The sequence below is a fragment of the Streptomyces sp. SS1-1 genome, from assembly GCF_008973465.1.
In the GTDB taxonomy this organism is placed as follows: domain Bacteria; phylum Actinomycetota; class Actinomycetes; order Streptomycetales; family Streptomycetaceae; genus Streptomyces.
This window is the reverse complement of the sequence record NZ_WBXN01000004.1, coordinates 7535132-7552296: the sequence shown is the minus strand read 5'-3', so window position 1 is coordinate 7552296 and position 17165 is coordinate 7535132. Positions and strand designations below refer to the sequence as shown.

The following is a 17165-nucleotide window of genomic DNA, read 5'->3' as shown; positions in this document are numbered from 1 at the left end:
TGCCGGTGCCCGCGATCTCGCAGGCACGGGACCGGACGGCTGAGCGGCGGCCCGCTCAGTGTGCTGCCGGGGTGAACTCCACGGGCAGGGACTGCAGTCCCCGCATCCAGATGGACGGGCGCCAGGCCAGCTCCTCCGGTTCGACGCCCAGCACCAGGTCGGGCAGATGCTCCATGAGCGTCTCGACGGCCGTCCGCGCCATCACGTCCGCGAGGAGTGGGGCGGGGTAGGGACAGCGGTGTTCGCCGTTGCTGAAGGACAGGTGGGCGGAGTTCTCGGCGCCGACGTGGGAGTCCGGCCAGATCTGCGGGTCGGTGTTGGCCGCGGCGAGGCCCAGCACGAGGCAGTCGCCCTCGCGGATGAGCCGGCCCCCCAGCTGTGTGTCGCGCACGGCCCAGCGGCCGATGAAGTTCTGGGTGGGTGTGTCCAGCCACAGCACCTCGTTGAGGGCGTCGCCGACGCTGACCCGGCCGCCGGAGACGTTGACCGCGAAGCGCTCGTCGGTGAGCAGCAGACGCAGGGTGTTGCAGATCCAGTTGGCGGTGGGCTGCTGCGCGGCGGCGATGACGGAGATCAGGTCCCTGGACGATCTCCTCATCGGTGAGCCCGGCCGGATGCAGCAGCATCCGCGAGGTGACGTCGGGGCCGGGCTGCTCCCGCTTCTCTTCACGAGCTGCATGATGCGCGCACCGACACGTCCGTAGGCGGCCACGGGGTCTTCGCCCTCACCGGCGTCGAGTGAGATGCGAAGATCCTCGACGAGTTGCTCGGTGTCCGCGCTGCCCTGCGTCATACCGCACATCCACAGTACGGCGCGGGCCGGCAGCGCGTGGGCGTACGTGCTCATCAGCTCGGCGTGGCCCCTGCCGGAGAAGCCGGCGATGAGCTGCTCGGCGATCAGACTGGCATTCGCGGGCCAGTTCGAACTGGTCGACGCCCTCCAGTGCCTGGGTGATCACCCCGGCGCGGCGCTGGTGTTCGGCACCCTCGGTGAACAGGACGGAGGGCTGGTAGCCGACGAAGGGCATCAGGGGCCAGTCCGGCGGGATGTTCGGCCACTGGTTCCAGCGCCTGGAGTCCCGCGCGAACAGTTCGTCGTGGCTCGTGACGAAGGTGACCTCGGGATAGCCGAGCACGAGCCAGCGCGGGATGTCGTTGTCGAGCAGCACCGGCGCGACGGCGCCGTGTTCGCGCCGCAGGGCGCGGTACAGCTGGGCGGGCGTCTGCTGGTACTCCAGGCCGCCCAGGTGCACGGCCGAGGAGTGGGCCGGACAGCCGGGCGGAGGAGTGGCCCCGGGAGCGGGGCCGTCGGTGTCGCTCATGCTGTGCTCTCCTGCGAAAGTGCCAGCGCGTACAGATGGTTCACCAGGGTGATGAGGACCTCTTTGCAGGACGATCTGAGCCGGGCCGTCGCAGTCGACCATCGGTACGTGCTCGCCCAGGGCGAGCGCCTCTCGGATTCTCTTCGAGGGAGAAGCGGGCGTCGTCGCCGTCGAAGCGGTTGACGGCCACCACGAACGGCGTGCCGTGGTGCTCGAGCCGGTCGTCGTATCGCACCAGGAGTCCTCCATGCGGCGGGTGTCGACCAGCACCACGGCGCCCAGCGTGCCGGAGAACAGGCGGTCCCACAGGAACCAGAAGCGCTCCTGGCCGGGGGCGCCGAAGAGGTACAACACCATGCGCTGGCTGAGGCTGATGCGCCCGAAGTCGAAGGCCACGGTCGTGGTGTTTCTGTTTCTCCACCCTTTGGTCTCGTCGATGCCGTACCCGGCCTGCGTCATCACCTCCTCGGTGTTCAGGGCCCGGATCTCGCTGACGGAGCGCACCATGGTGGTCTTCCCGACACCAAAACCGCCTACGACGACGATCTTCAGGCCGGTCTCGGCGGCATCGGCCAGCGGCGTGCGCTGCGAAGGCAGCTCAGAGGTTACGGAGCCCATGGAGGACCTCCTGGAGCAGGGCGGTTTCGGGGAGGCCGGCGACGGATTCGGCGGCGCGGGGATGGCGGGCGCTGACCTTGCCCATGTCGTGCAGGTCGCCGAGCAGGATCCGCACCACGGTGACGGGCACGCCAGTTCGGCCGAGATCTCGACCACGGCCGTGGGATGCCGGCACATCTCCAGGATGCGGGCGTGCTCGGACTGCATCCCGGAGGCCGGCTCGCTCTCGCTGACGACCAGCGTCACCAGGTCGAAGAAGTCGTCGGCCTCGCTGCGCCCACCCGTGACCATGTAGAGCCGGTCGGGATCACCGACGTCCACGGGTTTGCGGATCACGTGGTGGCACCCCTGCTGGCGGGAGTACGGGGCTCGGCCCGCAGGTGGTCGCCGATCTGCTGGACCAGTTCGGTCATCTGGTGGCCCACCACGCCCGGGTCGGCGCTCTCGTCGGCGATGACCGCCAGGTGGGCGCCGTCACCGGCCTCCACGATGAACAGCAGGCCGCCGTGGAACTCGGTCATGGCGTGCCGCACGCCGCCGGTGCCGTCGCCGAACTCCACCGAGGCGCCTTGGGACAGCGCCTGGATTCCGGAACAGATGGCGGCCAGTTGGTCGGCCTGGTCGAGCGTCATGTGCTCCGTCCAGCACAGCTTCAGCCCGTCCGGGACAGGACGAGGGCGTGGCGTGTGCCCGGCGTGCGCTCCATGAGGTTCGTCAGGAGCCAGCTCAGGCTGGTGTCAGTGGTCTCCATGGTGGGTGGGGCGGGGTGCGACCGTTCGCGGGTCACCCGGCCCGTACCTCCAATCCAACGAGGTGGGGCGATCAGTACGGGAGTGGTGGGCGAGGGCGCCCGGTGGGCTGGGGTGCGCGGCCTACTCGTCGCGCGGGGCCTCCTGCGGGTCATCGGCGCCGGCTTCCCCGGCGCCGTGCCGGCCGCGATGGAAGGCGCCGAAGCGGCTTCCCGCGTCGCGAGCCGGGCCCTGCTCCCCCGGCTGGGCGGGGGACGTTTCGGCTGTCGGCCGGGGGCGTCCCCGCTCTGCCTCGGCCATGGTGCGGCCCGGGGCACGCACGGGCAGGCCCCCCGCAGTGGCCGGTCCGCGCCCACGTGGGCCGGTGGCGGGGGTGTCCGTGTCGGCTGCGCGCGAGCGCACCGGCAGCGGCTTCTCCGTGGCCGGGGCCGGTCCGGGCGCGGGGACCGGCGCGGAGGCTGCGGCTTCCCGACTGCGGCGGGGACTCGCCGGGGCGACGGGCTCGCGCTGCTGGGCCATCAGTTGAGGCGGCAGGAGGACGACGACGCCGGTTCCGCCGCGCGAGGAGGGGCGGTAGTTGACGCTGATGCCGTACTTCGTGGCGACCCGTCCCACGACCGCCAGTCCCAGCCGGGTGCCCTGCAGCGAGGCCAGGTCGGTCACCCGGCCCGCGACAGCCTCCTCCGCGCGATGCATGGCGGCGTCGGACATCTTCAGGCCGCTGTCCTCGATCGTGACGACGAGTCCGGCGCTGCGTTCCTCCACGTAGACGTGGACCTCGTCGATGGGCGGCGAGAAGTTGGCAGCGTTGTCCATGAGTTCGGCCAGCAGGTGCATCACGCCCTCGGCGGCGAAGCCCGAGATGGCGGCCTTGCTGGAGTTGTGCAGGCGCACTCGCCGGTAGGCGGCGATCCGGCCGACCGCGCCGCGCAGTACGCTCTCGACCACGATCGGCTTGTTCCAGACGCGGCTGGAACGGCCGCCCATCAGAAGGGCCAGCCGGTCGGTCATCAGGCCCAGCTGCGACGTGCTGTGGTCCAGGCGCAGCAGGTCGCCGAAGACCTCCTCGCCGTGCCGCTCCTGCATGTCGCGCAGGTCGGCGAGCATGCTGACGGTCTTGGCCTGCACCCGGCTCAGAGCCTTGGCGGACGCCGCCTGGGCGGCGGCCGAACGGCGCTCGCTGTAGGCGAGTTCACGCACGAACCACTCGGCGGGGTCGCGCAGCAGCGGACTGCGCGGCCAGTCGAACTTGGCCAGGACGGTGTCCGCGGAGCTTCCCTCGCGCAGCAACGCGACGGCGGAGGGCAGCGTCTCGGCGGTCAGTCGCTCGAGTTCGGCGCTGCCCTGGGCCAGTTCGCCGCGCAGGGTGTCCAGTTCGGACTCGGCGTGGCCGGCTCTGCGGACCAGCGCGTCGAGCTCGGTGGCGAAGACATCCAGCACCTGGCGCAGGTGCGGATCGGACGGCGGCGTGACGCGAGCGAGGGCATCGGCGGTCCGGGTCCCGCCCTTCACCTGACGCACGAGGCCCGGCAGGGCGACGTTGACCAACTGCGAGGTGTCCGCGGCCTGCTGCATCGCGTGCTTGCGGGCCATCTCCAGCTCGTCGCTGCGGGATTCGGCTTCCCGGCGGGCCATGCGCAGCAGACGGGTGGCGACGGCGGCGAGAAGCGCCGAGCACACCCAGGCGACGACCGCGGTGCCGGTCACCCAGCCGCGGGCCTCGGCCGGGGCGACGACGATGACGGCCGCGGCGCTCACGGCAGTGACGAGGAGGGCGACAGGGAACACGGCCGGCGAGGAGCGCGCCCCTTTGGCACTCCGGCGCTGGCGGGGGCGGGCAGGCACTGACATTCCGGGGTCCCTCGGTCCTTGGCGGCAGGAGTCCTGGTGACGACTGGAGGTCGCCCTTGATCAGGGCGGCGGTGGGCGCTACTCGTGACCCTTCCGGGTCGGGAACGCCGCCATGCTAGCCACCGAGCCGTGCCTGAAAGCCCGGCCTGAGTGCCCTGCCGTCGCACCGGTTGAATTCGTCGGGAAACATCCATTGTCACGTGCGCGTGTGATATTTGACGTCGCCTCATCTCGACGGCCGTGAGGCGGACTTCAGGCAATGAGTCGGCGCCGAAGAGCGCGACCGAGACCGAGTCGGGGCCAGATACGGCGTGGCAAATGAACATTTTGAGCCAACTATCTGTCCCGGTTGACTCAAGGAAACCGCCGTGAATCAGCACAGTCTCGGCGAAGCGGCCCCGGAGACCGTACCAGCCCCAGGCGCCGGCTCACGGAGAGAGCGACGGGCCGGAGCGCCTCGGTGATCAGTGGATCGCCCTGCCGGAACCCGGTCGACTCGCCGGGCCCGCCGGAGGGCGTTTGCCGCACTACGCCTTGTTTCGGGCCAGGCACCGCCTCCGGGCGAACGACGCCGTGATCGACTCGGACGACGTCCCTTCTTCTTCACCCCTTCCTCGGCGGACGCCCGCCTCGCCGTCTCCGCCGTGGCAAGGACCCCCGATCGGCGCACCGTCGCCCGAACGGTTCGTCGCGGCCACCGTGTGGTCCTCCCCCTCGGGGCGAGACGACGGCATCGCACGGATCCGGGACGACCTGCTCCCAGCTCTCCTCGAGACGGGCCAGGTGCCGCTCGGTCCCCTGATCACCGAGCCCGCAGGCATCGAGCGAGAGCAGACGGAGGCACCTCGGATGCTCCGGCTGAGGCCCACGGGCCGCTCGCTCCTCTCCTGACGCCTTCGGGTAATCCGTAGCGGAACGCCGGGCTGATTGGTCCTGGATTCTTTTTCACCTGATCAGGTCTGGGACCAATCCGCGGGGCGAACGGAACCGGATTCCCGGCGTGAGGGACGACGAGAAGGATCAGCGGGTACGAACCCCTTGGCCCCGTATTGCGCTGGGTGCGCTCAGCGGCGTGCTGGCCGGCTTCGCCGCGCTGGCGGTGGCCGATCTGCTGGCAGGGCTGGCGCGGCCGCAGGCCGGCCCGATCGTCGCGGTGGGCAGCGCGTCCATCGACGCCACGCCGGCTGCGGTCAAGGACTGGGCGGTCCGTCGATTCGGCACGGACGACAAGTTCGTGCTGCAGGTCGGCATCCTCGCCGTCCTGACGGCGCTGGCGCTGACCTCGGGTGCGCTGGCGGTGCGTTTTCGTCGCGTCTCGGCCGCCGGGATCCTCCTCCTCGGAGGCGTCGGCGCGGCGGCCGCCGTCGGTCGTCCCGACTCCACCGGTCTCCCGGACGCACTCCCGTCCGTGGGGGGAGCTGCGGCCGGATCCCTGCTCCTTTACGCGCTGGCGGGCCGCCTGACCATGGTGGCGCGGTCGTCAGCGACCACACGACCGTCGGCGGTGACGGCAGCCGAGGCGAGTCCGCCGCCGTCCGCGGGCTGGGACCGGCGGGGGTTCGTCCTCGGGGCCGTTTCCGCGGCGGCGGTCTCCACTGCCGTGGGGGCGATCGGGCGGTCCCTGAACTCCTCGCGCGGCCGGGACGCCATCGCCTCGCGCGACGCGGTCGTGCTGCCGACTCCCGGATCACCGGCGCGATCCGCCGCGGGGAGAACCGGGCTGCGAGTCCGTGGCATCAGTCCCTTCGTCACCTCCAACTCGGCCTTCTACCGGGTGGACACCGCGCTGGTGGTGCCCCGAGTGGACACCGGCGACTGGCGGTTGCGTATCCACGGCAGGGGCGTACGCCGCCCGGCCCGCTTCTCCTTCGACGATCTGCTGGCCAGGGACCTCATCGAGCGGGACATCACCCTCACCTGCGTCTCCAACGAGGTCGGTGGCCCGTATGTGGGCAACGCGCGCTGGACCGGCGTACGACTGGCCGACCTCCTCGCCGAATGCGGGGTAGAGCCTCCGTCCCGGGGAGGGCCGGCGGACCAGTTGGTGTCCCGGTCGGTGGACGGCATGACGATCGGCACTCCGGTCGAGGACGTCATGGACGGCCGGGACGCCATGCTCGCCCTCGGCATGAACGGCGAGCCGCTGCCCTTCGCACACGGCTTCCCGGTCCGGATGGTCGTCCCCGGCCTGTACGGCTTCGTCTCGGCCTGCAAGTGGATCAAGGACATCGAGCTCACCACCTTCGACTCCTATGACCCCTACTGGGTCCGGCGCGGCTGGGCCCGCCGTGCCCCGGTCAAGACCGGGTCGCGGATCGACACCCCCAAGCCCTTCGCCCGGCCCGCGTCCGGCACCGTGATGATCGCCGGCGTCGCCTGGGCCCAGGGGCGTGGCATCGGCAGGGTCGAGGTCCGCGTCGACGACGGTCCCTGGCGGGAAGCCGACCTGGCCGCCCAGGACACGCGCGACACCTGGCGCCAGTGGTCCCTGCCCTGGAAGGCCACCAGAGGCGGCCACACACTCACCGTACGCGCCACCGACCGGACCGGCGCCGTGCAGACCACCGAGCGCACCCGGACGATCCCCGACGGCGCGAGCGGCCGGCACTCGGTCGTCGTGACCGTGGAGTGACCGCCCGCCCCGCGCAGGGCCCGCGAGCCCTCTTTCGAACCACTGTCCACACCACCACCAGCGCAGCCTTGTCATGCTGCACCGTCCAACAGGAGGACATGATGAACACCCGTATCCGCCGTGCCACCGGTCTTCTCGCCGCGGCCGCCGTGCTGCCCCTGGCTCTCGCCGCCTGCTCCGACGGCAGCAGCGACAAGGCCGACTCCTCCGACCGCGCGAAGGCTTCGGCCACGAGGAACAGCGACGCGTCGAGCGGCTCGACGGCGAGCACCATGGACCAGCCGTTCGGTCCGGCCTGTTCGGCGGTCCCGAAGAACGGGGCGGGCTCCTTCGACGGCATGGCCAAGGACCCCGTCGCCACGGCGGCCTCCCACAACCCCGCTCTGTCCACCCTCGTGACGGCGGTGAAGAAGGCCGGCCTGGTCGACACCCTCAACAACGCGCAGGGCATCACCGTGTTCGCGCCGACGAACGACGCCTTCGGGAAGATCCCTGAGGCCACCCTCGACAAGGTCCTCAACGACAAGGCGATGCTGACGAAGATCCTCACCTATCACGTCGTCGGTCAGAAGCTCACGCCGAAGGACATGGAGAACGGCTCCTTCGACACCCTGGAGAAGTCGAAGGTCATGACCTCCGGTTCGGGCGAGTCCTACACCGTCCAGGGATCCGCCAAGGTCGTCTGCGGGAACGTCACGACCGCCAATGCCACGGTCTACATCATCGACACCGTTCTCATGCCCAAGAGCTGACGCCACCGCGAGCCGCGCCGCCCGGCCTGCCCGGTGCCACTGACCGGGCAGGCCGGGCGGCGCGTCGTCCACCGGGGCATCCGCCGACGCCCGCCGGACGGGACCGGGCGGGTGCCCCACGCCACTTCCGCGCTCGCGGCCGACGCCCCCCGGGTCTCCGGCACCGGCCGTGTGCCCACTGCGCCGCACCGCGACAACGCGGACGGTTCGCGTGGGAAGCCCGCAGCGTCGCCGGGCTTCCCACGCGGCGCTCTCACGTCGGCAGAGCGAGCAGGGCGACCGGCACGGACGTCGGCTGCTTCGATCCACCGGCCGGCTCCACGGTGATCCCGACTTCCGAGGCCCCGTGGACCGCGCCCTGCATGAGGACCGTCTGGCTGCTGCGGTCGGGATCCATCAGGCCGGCCGAACGCATCTTCCCGCCGTCCGAGAACCACAGTTGGTACACCTTGCCTCGCGGAGGTGCGGGCATGTCCGAGCTGACGAACACGGCACGGTCCCGGCGGACCGAGACCACCAGCGTGCCCGCGCCGCCCCCCACCCGCGCCGAACGCGACGTGGCGTCGGGCGCGGCCAGCACTCCCGCCAGGTCGTCCGCGCGCCGCTCGGCCTGTGCGGCCTGGTGCTGAGCGTCCTCGGCGCGTTCGTGCTGCCACACGGCCGCCCCGCCGAAGGTGGCGGCAGCGGCCACACTGGCGGCGAGCGCCCACCAGGCCGGTCCCCGTCCTCGCCGGACGCCGCCGCCCGCGGGCTCCGGCGGCGCGGTCTCGGGCGAGACCTGTCGCACGCCGGTGATGCGTTGCAGGACCTGCTCCCGCATGGCGGGGCGCGTGCGCACCGTGGTGGTCCGGGCCAGGCGTCCGGTGGTGGCGGTGAACTCGGCGACCTCCTGCCGGCAGGCGTCGCACCCGTCCAGATGGCTCTCGAAGGCGGCGCGTTCCTCGTCGTGCAGCGCGTGCACGGCGTAGGCGCCGGTCAGCGTGTGCGGATCGGCGGTGGTCATGCGGTCACCCCCAGGCAGTCGCGCAGGCGGATGAGCCCGTCCCGCAGGCGGGTCTTCACCGTGCCGAGCGGCAGGGACAGCACTTCGGCGACCTCGCGATAGGTCAGGCCGCGGTAGTAGGCGAGCGTGACCGACTGGCGTTGCAACTCTGTCAGGGTGCGCAGACAGCGCCTCACCTGCTCTTGCTCCAGCCGGTTCTCGACCTGCTCGGTCACCTCGTCGTAGGCCGGCTGATGCGCGAGGAGCGCGGCCTTGGTGTCGCGAGCCGCCGCTGCCTCCACCGAGCGGACGCGGTCCACGGCCCGCCGGTGGGCGAGGGTGAGGATCCAGTTGATGGCCGTGCCCCGCTCGGGCCGGTAACGCGGGGCCGTGCGCCACACCTCCACCAGCACCTCCTGCGCCACCTCTTCCGACTGGGCCTGATCGCGCAGCACGGCTCGCGCGACACCGAGCACGGAGCCGGCCACGGCGTCGTAGACCGTGGCGAAGGCCTCCTGATCACCCAGCGCCACTTCGTGGACGAGCTGTTGCAGATCGGGCTGAACTGTCGGATTGCTGCCGATGTATACGGGTTCCTTCACCATGGCTCTCCCAGGGGGCGGTGAGGGCCGAACGGCCCCACGTAATCCGAGGCTGCTCGAGCCGGGGATTGGTCCCGTGGGTGCGAAGGCGGCGCGATCCGGGCGTCCTGCGCTCGCCGCGACCCCGTGGGCGGCCGGTGCGGATGCACACGGCTGACGCACCCGTTCGCGAGCAGGCCGAGGCTCACGAACGGGTGGCGCGCGGCCGGTTACGCCTTGGGGGGCTTCACGGCGATGTCGAGGTAGAAGGAGTCGATGCTGCGGACCGCCGCTTCGAACTCGTCGAGGTTGACGGGCTTGGTGACGTAGGCGTTGGCGTGGTGGCGATAGGCGCCGGTGACGTCGTCAGGGGCGGCCGAGGTGGTCAGGACCACGACGGGGATGGTGCGCAGTTCGGGGTCCTCCTTCACCACCGCGAGGAACTCGCGGCCGTTCATCCGCGGCATGTTGAGGTCGAGCACGATGAGATCGGGACGCTCGTTGCCCTGGTCGCGCAGGAATTCCAGGGCCGCGATGCCGTCGGAGACCTGGGTGATGTTGCGGGTTCCGCGTTCGGTGAGGGCGTCCTGGATGAGCAGGGCGTCGGCGGCGTCGTCCTCGACCAACAGCACGTCGTAGGGGCGGGTTGCGGCGGCGGCAGCCATGGTTCACGAGCTCCGGGGTAGGGGGGTGCGATGGGGTGTGTTGCTGGTGATCAGGCCCGGCCAGCGGCGCCGGGCTCCTTGCCGGCTCATGTTCACGGCCTGACCGATCTCCGGGTAGCCGGCGCCGTGCGCGGCTGCGGCGTGGGCTGCCTGGTCCTCCAGGTGCCGGACGCATTCCTTGACGCCGGCCAGGACCCGCAGGCGCGCCAGTGCGCCCTGGCGGGCCTCACCGGCGGTCCGGGCGAAGTCGGCCGAGAGGTCGCCGCTGTGCTGCGCCATGCAGCGGGTGAGTTCGTCGACCACCTTTGCCACCAGCGCGGTCGTCGCCCCGTCCGATGGGGCCGCGGTGGAAGAAGATCTGGGCATGACAGCAGCGTAGGGCTTTGATCTCCCCCGGGACAACGTCCGTTGTCATGTCACCGGTACAGTGTGCGTGTCGCGTGTAGATGTCGTGGCGCGAGTCGTTACTTGAGGGAGAGATTCGAACCGCGATGAGCAGAAGGTCGTCGCCCGCCGAGGGTGCCCTGTCCGCCTGGACCACCCGCCGCTGGCTGCGGGTCGGCGTCTCGGTCACCCTGTCCGTGTTGACCGTTCTGGGGGCACTGGGCGTTTGGGCGATGTGGCGCACATCACAACTGACCGACGAGGTGGTCGATCGCCGCACCCCTGCCCTGATCGCCTCGATCAGGCTGGAGGAAGCACTGGTCAACCAGGAGACCGGTATCCGCGGCTACGGACTGTCCGGCAGCAAGGACTTCCTGGCACCCTACCGACAAGGCGTGGCGGACGAGCGCTCCGCCCTCGCGGAGCTCAAACCCCTGCTGGCAGGCGACGACGGGGGCCTCAAGGATCTGGCCGAGGTGCAGGCGCTGGCCGGTACCTGGCATGAGCGCATAGCCCGCCCCGTGTCGACAGCGGCTCCGAACGACGTGGTCGAGGCGGCCGAGAAGCGCACGGCGGAGGGCAAGGCCACCTTCGACCGGCTGCGCACCGCCATGACGCGCCAGCAGGCCCACCTCCAGGACCGGCGCACCGAGGTCAGCCGCGAGCTGCGCACGGCCATGACCGTACGGAACTGGATGTTCACCGGCATCGCCGTCGTCATCGTCCTGGTCACCGTGCTCATCTTCGAGGGCCTGCGCCGCGGCATCACCGCTCCGCTCGCCCGGCTCGGTGCGTCGGCCCGTGACGTCGCACAAGGACGCTTCGACCGCTCCCTGGACGGCGCGGGCCCGGCCGACCTGCGCCGGCTGTCGGCCGACGTGGAGCTGATGCGTCGGCGCCTGGTCGCGGAACTCACATCCAGCGAGGAGTCCCGCAGGCTGCTGGACGAACAGGCGGCGGACCTCAAGCGATCGAACACCGAGCTGGAGCAGTTCGCCTACGTAGCCTCCCACGACCTGCAGGAACCCCTGCGCAAGGTGTCCAGCTTCACCCAGCTCCTGAAGCGGCGCTACGGGGGCCAGCTGGACGAACGAGCCGACCAGTACATCGACTTCGCCGTCGACGGCGCCAACCGCATGCAGGTCCTCATCAACGATCTGCTGGCGTTCTCCCGTGTCGGCCGTGTGCACAACGACCGCCGCACCGTGGACCTGCAGAGCGTGCTAGACAACGCCCTGGGCAACCTCAGCGTGGCCATCGAGGAGAGCGACGCCGAGATCACCAGCGACCCGCTGCCCACCATCGCCGGGGACACCACCCAGCTCACCATGCTCTGGCAGAACCTGCTCTCGAACGCCATCAAGTTCCGTAGTCCCGAACGGACACCGCGCATCCACATCAGCGCCGCCGTCGTCGACGGCGTATGGGAGTTCGCCGTCAGTGACAACGGCATCGGAATCGCGCCGGAGTTCCAGCAGAAGGTCTTCATCCTCTTCCAGCGGCTGCACACCAAGGACGCCTATCCCGGCACCGGCATCGGCCTGGCCATGTGCAAGAAGATCGTGGAGTTCCACGACGGGACGATCACCATCGACCCGGACCACCAGCCGGGGACACGGGTCGTCTTCACCCTGCCCGTCCCCACGAACGCTCCGACCGTGCCGGAGCGGGAGACACAGCCGTGAGCGACCACAGCGCGGGCGGTACCGAGCAGTACACCATCCTGCTCGTGGAGGACGACGACGGGGACGCCCTTCTCGTCGAGGAGCTCCTCTACGACACCGATCTGCCACACAGCCTGATCCGCTGCCGTTCGGCCGCCGAAGCCCGGGTGACGCTCGCCGGCACGCCGGTCGACTGCGTCCTGCTGGACCTGCACCTGCCCGACGCCTCCGGCGTGGAGACCGTCCAGGCGCTCCAGCCGGAGACCCACACCGCCGCCATCATCGTGCTGACCGGCCTGGCCGAGCCCCGGGCCGGGGTCGAGGCCCTCGCCGCGGGCGCCCAGGACTACCTCGTCAAGGGCAAGGTCGCGCCGGACCTGATGCAGCGCGCGGTGCGCTACGCCGTCCAGCGAAAGCATGTCGAGCGGGCCAGCGCCGCCCTCCAGATCGGGCAGCTCCGCGCCGAGGAGAACGCGCGTCTGGAGCGCGGACTGCTGCCCGAGCCCCTGCTCACCTCCGCCACCGTCAGCACCGCCAGCCGCTACTACCCGGGGCGGGCACAGGCCCTGCTCGGAGGCGACTTCCTGGACGTCGTCCAGACCGACGACGGCCAGGTCCACGCCATCATCGGCGACGTCAGCGGCCACGGCCCGGACGCCGCGGCCCTCGGAGTGTGCCTGCGCATCGCCTGGCGCGCGCTGACCCTGGGCGGCCATCGCGACCAGCATCTGCTTCATCTGCTGGAACGCATACATGTCGCCGAGCGCACCGGCCAGGACCTGTTCGCCACCTGCACCCTCATCACCCTGGACCCCACCGCCGCCACGTGCACCCTGCACCTGGCCGGCCACCATGAACCGCTGCTGCTGACCAGCGCCGGCGCCCGTGAGGTGACCGCCGCCCACGGAGTCGCCCTCGGTGTCGCACCCGGCCTGGGCAAGTGGCCGTCGACGACCTTCCCCCTCCCTCCGCGCGGAGCTCTGCTCGCCTACACGGACGGCCTCATCGAAGGCTTCGCCGGCATCACCGGCACCCGGCTCGGAGTCGACGGCCTGCTCGGCATCCTCGACACGCTCCACGCCGCGGACCCCGGCGCCCACCTCGACGCGCTCATCGTCGAGACCCGCGCCCTCAACGCCAACCGGCACACGGACGATCTCGCCATCCTCCGCCTGGACTGGGATCTCGCATAAGGCCGGCCCACGGGCCGCTCCCCCGTCGGCGGCACCACCCGGTGCCGGGGAGCGAGGACGGCGGTCCTCGGCTAGTCGGCCGCCACGTCCGCCTCAGCGGCGCCGTCGGTTCCGGGGCGTCGGTAGGCGCCGTGCCACCAGATCCGGGCGAGTTCGCGGGCGAAGGCGCCGTCACCGCTGCCATCGTCGACGCTGATGTGGTGGGCGATCGCCTGCGCGCCTCCCCAGACGATGATGCGGCTGGCGGAGGCCGCGTCGAGGTCGGGCGGGGCGAGCCCGGCCGCCTGGTCAGCGAGCAGGGACCGCAGGGCGTTCACCTCGAAGCCCTCGAGGTCGGCCGTGTAGAAGTCGTGCACCGTCGGGTCGTAGGCGGCGGCCTCGCGCACCGCCGTGATCAGGCTCTGATGGAGGCGGTGCGTCTTGATCACGTCTTCGAAGAAGTGCGCGAGCGCCTCCGGCCCGGCGGCGGGATTCCACTGTTGTGCGTGCGTGAGCAGTGACTCCCGCAGGTCGTCGGTGAGCCTGACCAGTACGTCGGACTTGCTCTGGAAGTGCGCGTAGAACGTGGCCCGGGAGACGCCCGCCTCCTCCAGGATCCGCTGGACGCTGATCTCGGAGAAGGCTTCGCCGGACTCCAGGAGCCGCTGCAGGGTGGACATGACCTGGGCCACCGTCGCGGCCGAGCGTGCCGCGTGGTGGTCGGCCTGGCGTCGTGTGACGGGTCTCATCAAGATCTCTCTCGTACGTCCTCGGGCGTGTGCGCTCCGCGGGGTGCGGCGGAGTGCGGGTTCAGCGCACCACGGGCAGAGCGTAGTCCCACAGCCGGTCGGCTGCGTCGGCGTCCACCGACCACTTCGCCACACCGGCCATCACGTCGGGCCCGCCGTCGACGACCTCGGATTCCTGGTTGTCCTCGAAGTACCGGCCGGTCACGCCGTCGAGGAGGGGGGACGCGGCCAGCAGGGTGCTCGTGGCGGCGCCCTGCGCCGGGGTCTTGTAGTAGTCCGGGGTGACGAGGTTGCCGTCCTCGTCCAGCGCGCCGAGCGCTCGCAGGGTGGCCTCGTCGAGGTGACGGGCGAGGTTGGTGTGGATCCAGCCGGGAGCGCAGGCGTTGGCGGTGATGCCGTCCCCGGCCCACCGCCGGCTGATCCCGACGGCCAGCAGCACGTCGGCGGTCTTCGACTGCGCGTAGGCGACGAACGGGTCGTAGGGACGCTCCTCGAACTGCGGGTCGTCGAAGTCGAACCCGGCTCGCAGCTGTGCGCCGGAGCTGACCACGACGACGCGGGCGTTCTCCGCGCTCCTCAGGGCGGAGTGCAGGCCGACGGCCAGGGCGAAGTGACCGAGGTAGTTCGTGGCGAGTTGCAACTCCCAGCCCTGGGCGCTGACCTGGCGGGTCGGGAGCATCATCACGCCGGCGTTCGCGACGAGGCCGTCGAGCGGCCCTTCCCAGGATTCGCAGAAGGCACGGACGGAATCCAGGTCCCCGAGCTCGAGCGCGGCCGCCCGGGTGCCGGGGAACTCGTCGACGAGAGACCTGGCCGCGTCGGGGTTCCGGGTGGCGATCGTCACCTCGGCGCCGGCCCCGGCGAGCGCGCGGACCGTCTCGAGGCCGAGCCCGGAGGACCCACCGGTGACGATCATCCGTCGCCCGCGCAGGTCGACTCCGTCGAGCACCTCGGCCGCGGTCGCGCGCATCCCGAAGGGAGTGGTTATGGGCGTCATAGCTGTGTCCTGCCTAGTGGGGGCCGTCGTCACGGTGCCGGGGGGGCGGGTCTGCACTCGACGGTCCGACGTCATCTTCCCTATCAACCATACAGCGTGTTCAGACAGTCTGTATTCCTCGCTGCCGCCTCGAGCGAGCTGCCACGCACGGTCACCCACCTCACGTGGGACTTCGAGCACTTCGGCTCCATATACGCCGCCGGTCTCCACCTGCTCGACCAGCAGCGCCAGGCCTGCCGCATCGCCCGTCACGCCCTCACCGTCACCGGTTGGGCCCGCAGCCCCTTCACATGCTCCGACTGGCCGACGAACTCTTCCCCGCCATGCATTGGCGTGACTGCCGAGTACCGGAAGAAGATCGAGCAGATCCGCGCGCCGACAGCGACCTGGATCACGCAGACCGCGTAGAGATGACCACACGGAAGCAAGCGGTGCTGCACAGGTGCCGCCGGCCGACGCAGCGCCTGGCACCGCACTTGCCGGCCAAGCACAGGACCCGTTTGCGAAAGTGTGAAATGGGGCAATCCTGCGCGGTGGTCGCCTCCCTTCCGTAGGCGGCTCGGCGCAGGTGGACCCGACTGCACATCACAAGATCCAGAGGCACGCGCGTTGAGTGACCAGGACCAGCCCGGGCAGACCGGCCAGCCGAGGGTTCCTGACCTGCGGCTGCAGCTGGATTCGGAGCTGGACGAGATCGGTGCGCAGTTGCGGGCTCTGGCCGATGCCAAGGACCGGCTGCAGGGCCTGCTGGGCGCCGTACTGGCGATCAGCGGGGAACTGGATCTCTCGGCCGTGTTGCAGCGCATCGTCACCACGGCCATGGATCTGGTCGGCGCCCGCTACGGCGCCCTGGGTGTCCTGCACGAGTCCGGCGAGTACCTCAAGGCCTTCATCACGGCGGGGCTGAGTGAGAAGGAACGCGCCGATCTGGGCGGGGTGGCGTTCCCCCATGGTCGTGGTGTGCTCGGCCATCTGATCCACAATCCCGAACCACTCCGTGTCGACGACATCCCCTCCCATCCCTCCTCCGCCGGCTTCCCGCCCGGTCATCCGCCCATGCGCACGCTGCTGGGGGTGGCGATCAGTGTCCGCGGCGAAATCTACGGCGACCTCTACCTGTCCGAACGTCTCGACGGCCGCCCTTTCGGCCCTGATGACGAGGACGTGGTGGTCGCCCTCGCCGGCGCCGCCGGTATCGCGATCGAGAACGCCCGCCTGTTCGGGCAGGTCCGTGACAGCGCGGAGGCCTTCCAGCGTCTGCTGCTGCCCACGCTGCCCGATCTGAGCCCCTTCACCGCCGCCACCGTCTACCGGCCGGCCGCCGAGCCCAACCGGCTCGGCGGGGACTGGTACGACGCCATGGTGCTGCCCGACGGCACGGTCGGCATCATGATCGGTGACGTCGGCGGCCATGACCTGTACGCGGCAGCCGCCATGGCGCAGACCCACAGCATGCTCCGGGCGCTGCTGTACGACCGCCTTACGCCGCCCAGCGCGATCCTCGCCCAGCTGGACCGCACCCTGCACGCCACCGCGGACGTGCCGGTCACCACCGCGTGCCTGGCCCGCGTCGAAGCCGGCACCGACGGATGGGTCCTGCGCTGGAGCACCGCCGGGCACTTCCCGCCCCTGCTGATCAGCCCTGACCTGAGCACGGAGTACCTGCACGCCGAGCCCGGCCTGCCGCTCGGGGTGAGCACCGGCGAGCACCGCCCCGACCACACGCGCTCCCTGCCCGCGGGATCGATCCTCCTCTTCTTCACCGACGGACTCATCGAGCATCCCGCCCATTCCATCGACGTGGGCCTCACCGCGCTCGCCGACCTCGCCGCCACCCACGCCTCCCGGCCACTGCACGAACTCGTGCAGGTCCTGGCCGATCATCACCCGAGCGACGGCCAGGACGACATGGCCATCCTCGCCCTGCGCATTCCGGTCAGCACCACTCCCCCACAGCCGCCGGTGTGAGCAGGCAGGGCACGAAGGCCTCCCGGCACCTGACTGACGGGCAGTCACCTCGTCCCGGTCACTGGTGGTCAGCACCGCG

The 17165-nt window shown here is 70.8% G+C and carries 13 protein-coding genes and 4 pseudogenes; 6 read left to right on the top strand and 11 right to left on the bottom strand.

Going from position 1 to position 17165, the window contains the following annotated elements; genetic code table 11:
- Positions 1-55 precede the first annotated feature (55 nt).
- From F8R89_RS36025 to F8R89_RS36005, 5 genes and pseudogenes are all read right to left on the bottom strand, one after another.
- Positions 56-1322 (bottom strand): annotated as a pseudogene (locus F8R89_RS36025) (cytochrome P450).
- A pseudogene (locus F8R89_RS36020) lies at positions 1319-1940 on the bottom strand (GTP-binding protein). Before F8R89_RS36020 ends, F8R89_RS36025 begins: the two co-directional pseudogenes overlap by 4 nt.
- Positions 1921-2276: pseudogene (locus F8R89_RS36015) on the bottom strand (DUF742 domain-containing protein). Before F8R89_RS36015 ends, F8R89_RS36020 begins: the two co-directional pseudogenes overlap by 20 nt.
- Positions 2273-2691: pseudogene (locus F8R89_RS36010) on the bottom strand (roadblock/LC7 domain-containing protein). The pseudogenes F8R89_RS36015 and F8R89_RS36010 overlap by 4 nt, the downstream one beginning before the upstream one ends.
- Positions 2692-2812: 121 nt before the next feature.
- Positions 2813-4540, bottom strand: coding sequence for an ATP-binding protein (locus F8R89_RS36005; protein WP_151782126.1), 1728 nt, complete (start codon positions 4538-4540; stop codon positions 2813-2815).
- Between the two features lie 1000 nt (positions 4541-5540).
- Between F8R89_RS36005 and F8R89_RS36000 the strand changes: the two genes are divergently transcribed.
- Both F8R89_RS36000 and F8R89_RS35995 read left to right on the top strand, forming a co-directional pair.
- Positions 5541-7172: a sulfite oxidase gene (locus tag F8R89_RS36000; RefSeq protein WP_151782127.1), complete on the top strand. Its 1632-nt coding sequence runs from the start codon at positions 5541-5543 to the stop codon at positions 7170-7172.
- Between the two features lie 101 nt (positions 7173-7273).
- Entirely contained in the window at positions 7274-7924 is a 651-nt protein-coding gene (locus F8R89_RS35995) for a fasciclin domain-containing protein (RefSeq protein WP_151782128.1), read from the top strand.
- A 253-nt stretch (positions 7925-8177) separates the two neighbouring features.
- Here the strand turns inward: F8R89_RS35995 and F8R89_RS35990 are convergent, their stop codons facing one another.
- The 4 genes from F8R89_RS35990 to F8R89_RS35975 all read right to left on the bottom strand — a co-directional run bounded on the left by F8R89_RS35990 (position 8178) and on the right by F8R89_RS35975 (position 10518).
- A complete protein-coding gene (locus F8R89_RS35990) occupies positions 8178-8927 on the bottom strand; it encodes an anti-sigma factor domain-containing protein (RefSeq protein WP_151782129.1) in 750 nt (249 codons plus the stop codon).
- Positions 8924-9508 carry a sigma-70 family RNA polymerase sigma factor gene (locus F8R89_RS35985; RefSeq protein ID WP_086866565.1) on the bottom strand — a complete coding sequence of 195 codons (585 nt, stop codon included), beginning with the start codon at positions 9506-9508 and terminating at the stop codon, positions 8924-8926. The genes F8R89_RS35990 and F8R89_RS35985 overlap by 4 nt, the downstream gene beginning before the upstream one ends.
- Before the next feature lie 209 nt (positions 9509-9717).
- Positions 9718-10152 (bottom strand): response regulator, encoded by a 435-nt coding sequence (locus F8R89_RS35980; RefSeq protein WP_151782130.1) that lies wholly within the window; start codon positions 10150-10152, stop codon positions 9718-9720.
- A 3-nt stretch (positions 10153-10155) separates the two neighbouring features.
- Positions 10156-10518: a hypothetical protein gene (locus tag F8R89_RS35975; RefSeq protein ID WP_225994267.1), complete on the bottom strand. Its 363-nt coding sequence runs from the start codon at positions 10516-10518 to the stop codon at positions 10156-10158.
- A 125-nt stretch (positions 10519-10643) separates the two neighbouring features.
- Between F8R89_RS35975 and F8R89_RS35970 the strand changes: the two genes are divergently transcribed.
- Both F8R89_RS35970 and F8R89_RS35965 read left to right on the top strand, forming a co-directional pair.
- Positions 10644-12221 (top strand): sensor histidine kinase, encoded by a 1578-nt coding sequence (locus F8R89_RS35970; RefSeq protein ID WP_151782131.1) that lies wholly within the window; start codon positions 10644-10646, stop codon positions 12219-12221.
- Entirely contained in the window at positions 12218-13393 is a 1176-nt protein-coding gene (locus tag F8R89_RS35965) for a PP2C family protein-serine/threonine phosphatase (RefSeq protein WP_151787938.1), read from the top strand. Before F8R89_RS35970 ends, F8R89_RS35965 begins: the two co-directional genes overlap by 4 nt.
- Positions 13394-13464: 71 nt before the next feature.
- On the opposite strand, the gene F8R89_RS35960 is transcribed toward F8R89_RS35965, so the two are convergent.
- Together F8R89_RS35960 and F8R89_RS35955 are read right to left on the bottom strand one after the other, a co-directional pair.
- Positions 13465-14121: a TetR/AcrR family transcriptional regulator gene (locus F8R89_RS35960; protein ID WP_151782151.1), complete on the bottom strand. Its 657-nt coding sequence runs from the start codon at positions 14119-14121 to the stop codon at positions 13465-13467.
- A gap of 61 nt (positions 14122-14182) precedes the next feature.
- Complete coding sequence (locus tag F8R89_RS35955) at positions 14183-15118, bottom strand: SDR family NAD(P)-dependent oxidoreductase (protein WP_151787937.1); 936 nt, start codon at positions 15116-15118, stop codon at positions 14183-14185.
- A gap of 96 nt (positions 15119-15214) precedes the next feature.
- Between F8R89_RS35955 and F8R89_RS35950 the strand changes: the two genes are divergently transcribed.
- Positions 15215-15526 carry a hypothetical protein gene (locus F8R89_RS35950; protein ID WP_151782132.1) on the top strand — a complete coding sequence of 104 codons (312 nt, stop codon included), beginning with the start codon at positions 15215-15217 and terminating at the stop codon, positions 15524-15526.
- Between the two features lie 201 nt (positions 15527-15727).
- Positions 15728-17086: a PP2C family protein-serine/threonine phosphatase gene (locus F8R89_RS35945; RefSeq protein ID WP_225994605.1), complete on the top strand. Its 1359-nt coding sequence runs from the start codon at positions 15728-15730 to the stop codon at positions 17084-17086.
- Positions 17087-17165: the final 79 nt, after the last annotated feature.

Excerpts from the sequence above, each read along its gene's own strand:
- F8R89_RS36005 (WP_151782126.1), bottom strand. The coding sequence starts at position 4,540 with ATGTCAGTGCCTGCCCGCCCCCGCCAGCGCCGGAGTGCCAAAGGGGCG.
- F8R89_RS35995 (WP_151782128.1), top strand. The coding sequence starts at position 7,274 with ATGAACACCCGTATCCGCCGTGCCACCGGTCTTCTCGCCGCGGCCGCC.
- F8R89_RS35990 (WP_151782129.1), bottom strand. The coding sequence starts at position 8,927 with ATGACCACCGCCGATCCGCACACGCTGACCGGCGCCTACGCCGTGCAC.
- F8R89_RS35970 (WP_151782131.1), top strand. The coding sequence starts at position 10,644 with ATGAGCAGAAGGTCGTCGCCCGCCGAGGGTGCCCTGTCCGCCTGGACC.
- F8R89_RS35980 (WP_151782130.1), bottom strand. The coding sequence starts at position 10,152 with ATGGCTGCCGCCGCCGCAACCCGCCCCTACGACGTGCTGTTGGTCGAG.
- F8R89_RS35955 (WP_151787937.1), bottom strand. The coding sequence starts at position 15,118 with ATGACGCCCATAACCACTCCCTTCGGGATGCGCGCGACCGCGGCCGAG.
- F8R89_RS35975 (WP_225994267.1), bottom strand. The coding sequence starts at position 10,518 with ATGCCCAGATCTTCTTCCACCGCGGCCCCATCGGACGGGGCGACGACC.
- F8R89_RS35960 (WP_151782151.1), bottom strand. The coding sequence starts at position 14,121 with ATGAGACCCGTCACACGACGCCAGGCCGACCACCACGCGGCACGCTCG.